3 protein-coding genes are annotated in these 3,849 nt (G+C 68.2%); 2 read left to right on the forward strand and 1 reads right to left on the reverse strand.

What is annotated here, in order from left to right:
• Nucleotides 1–34: 34 nt before the first annotated feature.
• Nucleotides 35–760: a phosphopantothenoylcysteine decarboxylase gene (locus KZA10_RS09410; protein WP_308289629.1), complete on the forward strand. Its 726-nt coding sequence runs from the start codon at nucleotides 35–37 to the stop codon at nucleotides 758–760.
• Nucleotides 738–2,945 carry an ATP-dependent Clp protease ATP-binding subunit gene (locus tag KZA10_RS09415; RefSeq protein ID WP_141386983.1) on the forward strand — a complete coding sequence of 736 codons (2,208 nt, stop codon included), beginning with the start codon at nucleotides 738–740 and terminating at the stop codon, nucleotides 2,943–2,945. Before KZA10_RS09410 ends, KZA10_RS09415 begins: the two co-directional genes overlap by 23 nt.
• Before the next feature lie 88 nt (nucleotides 2,946–3,033).
• Here the strand turns inward: KZA10_RS09415 and KZA10_RS09420 are convergent, their stop codons facing one another.
• Nucleotides 3,034–3,621, reverse strand: a complete 588-nt coding sequence (locus tag KZA10_RS09420) for a nitroreductase family protein (protein ID WP_218682732.1) — start codon at nucleotides 3,619–3,621, stop codon at nucleotides 3,034–3,036.
• Nucleotides 3,622–3,849 lie beyond the last annotated feature (228 nt).

The following is a 3,849-nucleotide window of genomic DNA, read 5'->3' on the forward strand; positions in this document are numbered from 1 at the left end:
AAGTTGAACCACTTCTCCGCGAACTCCGGATCCGGTGCGCTTCCTCGGCAATCGCTCCAGCGGAAGGCAGGGGGTGGCGCTCGCCGCCGAGGCCGCCGCCCGTGGGGCCGAGGTCACCCTGGTGTCGGCCCATATCTCCGGCGATGTGCTCGCCGAGGCGCGGCATCCGTCGATCCGCATCGTGCCCGTCGGCGCCACCGCTGACCTCGCCGAGGCGATGACGCGTGAGTCCGAGGTCGCCGACGTCGTCGTGATGGCGGCGGCGGTCGCCGACTACCGACCGGTGCAGGTGTCGGAGCGCAAGCTCACGAAAGAGGGCGGCGGGGTGCCGGCCATCGAACTGATCGAGAACGAGGACATCGTGGCGTCTCTGGCCGCGGCGCGGCGACCGGGGCAGCTCGTCGTCGGCTTCGCCGCGGAGACTCCTGAGGATCAGGCCGAGATGCTCGCCCGTGCCCGCGGCAAGCAGCAGCGCAAGGGTGTCGACCTCCTCGTGGTGAACGAGGTCGGGTGGGAGCGCGGCTTCGAGTCCGTCGAGAACGCGGTGCACATCCTCGGGCCAGGGGGCGTCGAGGTGGGCGCGGCTTCGGGGTCCAAGCGGGCGGTCGCCGTCGCGGTCTGGGATGTCATCGCGGAGGAGCGCGTGCTAAACTTGAGTCAACAACACTCAACTTTGATCCCGTCTTCCGATCCGGCAGGCGGGAGACGGCCAGAAGGAGCATCTCCAGGAGGAGCGCATGACCACCCCGCAGACCGGTAACCAGAATCAAGAGCAGCAGTCCGCCCTCGAGCAGTTCGGCATCAACCTCACCGACCGTGCCCGCGAGGGCAAGCTCGACCCCGTGATCGGACGCGACAGCGAGATCCGTCGCGTCAGCCAGGTGCTCACCCGCCGCACGAAGAACAACCCCGTGCTGATCGGTGAGCCCGGCGTCGGCAAGACCGCCGTCGTGGAAGGACTCGCCCAGCGCATCGTCGCGGGCGACGTCGCCGAGTCCCTCAAGGACAAGGAGCTGGTCACGCTCGACATCTCCGCACTCGTGGCCGGCGCCATGTACCGCGGGCAGTTCGAAGAGCGGCTGAAGCAGGTGCTCAAAGAGATCACCGAGTCCGACGGTCAGGTCATCACGTTCATCGACGAGCTGCACGTGCTCATGGGTGCGGGCGGCGGCGAGGGCTCCGTGGCTGCGTCGAACATGCTCAAGCCCATGCTGGCCCGTGGCGAGCTGCGCCTGATCGGTGCGACCACGCTCAACGAGTATCGCGAGTTCATCGAGAAAGACGCCGCTCTCGAGCGCCGCTTCCAGCAGGTGTACGTCGGCGAGCCGACGGTCGAGGACACGATCGCGATCCTCCGCGGCCTCAAGGGGCGGTACGAGGCGCATCACGGTGTCACGATCTCCGACAGCGCCCTGGTGGCCGCGGCTGCACTGTCGAGCCGGTACCTTCCTGCGCGCCAGCTTCCCGACAAGGCGATCGACCTGATCGACGAGTCGATGTCGCGGCTCAAGATGGAGATCGACTCGTCGCCGGTCGAGATCGACCAGCTCAAGCGCCAGGTCGACCGGATGAAGCTCGAAGAGCTCGCGCTGAAGCGGGAGAAGGACGCCGCCTCCAAGGAGCGCCTGAGCACTCTGCGTGAGCAGCTCGTGGGCATGGAGCGGCAGCTCGCCGAGCTCGAGGCCCGCTGGGCGCGCGAGCGTCAGGGTCTCAACAGGGTCGGTGAGCTGAAGAAGCAGCTCGACGACGCGATCACCCAGCGCGATCTTGCGATGCGCAACGCCGACTACACGAAGGCCTCGAAGCTGGAGTACGAGACCATCAAGCGGCTGGAGCGCGACATCGCCGAGGCCGAGCAGGCCGAGGCGGCGACCCCCGCCGAACCCCGCATGGTCAACGAGCAGGTGACCGATGAGGACATCGCCGCCGTGATCGCTGCGTGGACCGGCATCCCCGTCGGGCGTCTGCTGCAGGGCGAGAGCGAGAAGCTGCTGCACCTGGAGAACGAGCTCGGCAAGCGCCTGATCGGTCAGAAGGACGCCGTCAAGGCGGTGTCGGATGCGGTTCGACGCTCGCGCGCGGGCATCAGCGACCCCGGTCGCCCGACCGGTTCGTTCCTCTTCCTCGGACCGACCGGTGTGGGCAAGACCGAGCTGGCCAAGGCCCTGGCCGAGTTCCTCTTCGACGACGAGCACGCCATGGTGCGCATCGACATGTCGGAGTACGGCGAGAAGCACTCGGTCTCGCGGCTCGTCGGTGCCCCTCCCGGGTACGTCGGCTACGAGCAGGGCGGTCAGCTGACCGAGGCCGTGCGGCGTCGTCCGTACAGCGTGATCCTGCTCGACGAGGTCGAGAAGGCGCACCCCGAGGTGTTCGACGTGCTGCTGCAGGTGCTCGACGACGGTCGACTGACCGACGGGCAGGGCCGCACGGTCGACTTCTCGAACGTGATCCTGATCCTGACATCGAACCTGGGATCGCCGATCCTCATCGACCCGGTGCTCGCACCCGATGAGAAGCGCGACCAGGTCATGGCTCTCGTGCGACAGGCGTTCCGTCCGGAGTTCCTGAACCGTCTCGACGACATCGTGATGTTCTCGGCTCTGAGCGAAGACGACCTCGCCCAGATCGTCGAGCTGTCGATCGATCAGCTGCACAAGCGTCTGAAGGACCGCCGGCTCACGCTCGCAGTCACCCCGGACGCCCGGGCGTGGCTCGCCGAGCGCGGGTACGACCCGATGTTCGGCGCCCGACCGCTGCGCCGCCTCATCCAGAGCGAGGTGCAGAACAAGCTGGCCACCGCGCTGCTCTCGGGCGGCGTGCACGACGGTGACACGGTGCGGGTGGATGTGGCCGCCGACGGGATGGGCCTCGTGCTCACCTCGACGACGCCCGAACCCGCGGCCGACGACGATGTGATCGAGGCCGAACTGCTCGAGGACTGAGCTGCTCGAGGACTGAGCATCACCCCCGTGCACAAGAGCGCCGCCCCGGATGAAACCGGGGCGGCGCTCTTGTTCGTGCGGTCCGCGCTCAGGCGCTGAGGATGACCGTCTCGGCGATGGGGCGACGCACGCGCGGGGCGACCTCGCGCTCCTGCAGCACCTCAGGAAGGGCTTCGATGTCGCCGAACTCGCCGACGGCGAAGACGGTGAAGGGCACGAAGCGCTCTTCGAGGTCGGCGAACTCGCGGACGACCTCCGGGTCGAAGCCGCTCATCTGGTGAACGACCAGTCCGTCGTGGTGGGCCTGCACCGAGAAGTGCGCAACGGCCTGGCCGAGGTCGTAGAGGGCGTGGGTGATCGGGGCGCCGGAGGCGTCGGCCGTCTCGGCGATCGCGACCACGAGCACGGCGGCGTTGCCCGCCCATGCCTGGTTGAAGCCCATCAGGGCGTCGACGACCTGCGCGTGCAGTGCCGTGCCACGGCGGGCGACGATGAAGCGCCAGGGCTGCGAGTTGTTGGCCGAAGGGCTCCAGCGGGCGGCCTCGAGGGCGGTGGCGAGCTTGGCCTCGTCGATCGAGTTCTGCGCATCGAAGGCGCGGGGGCTCCAGCGACCGGCGAGAACGTCGAGGACGGGGTGCTCGGTCGGTGCGGTGCGGTCGATGACGGGAGTGCTCACAGAATTGCCTTTCGAAAGGAGTGGATCGGACTCCTTCGTCCGGGTACACGGGGGTGAACAGATGCATGTGCATGCATATTCCCGCTGGGTGCCTCTGCGTCTGCTCAGGGTGGTGCCCGCTCAGACGGGCAGGTTGTGGGATGCTGCGTCGGCCAGCGCGCTGCGCACCGCGCGGATGGAGGGGGCGTCGGCCGACACCCGCCGCGCAGAGGAGAAGATCTCGCGGCG

This window comes from Microbacterium sp. BF1, from assembly GCF_019279095.1.
Lineage (GTDB): Bacteria > Actinomycetota > Actinomycetes > Actinomycetales > Microbacteriaceae > Microbacterium > Microbacterium maritypicum.

Coding starts and splice junctions, on each gene's coding strand:
- KZA10_RS09415 (WP_141386983.1), top strand. CDS start 738: ATGACCACCCCGCAGACCGGTAACCAGAATCAAGAGCAGCAGTCCGCC.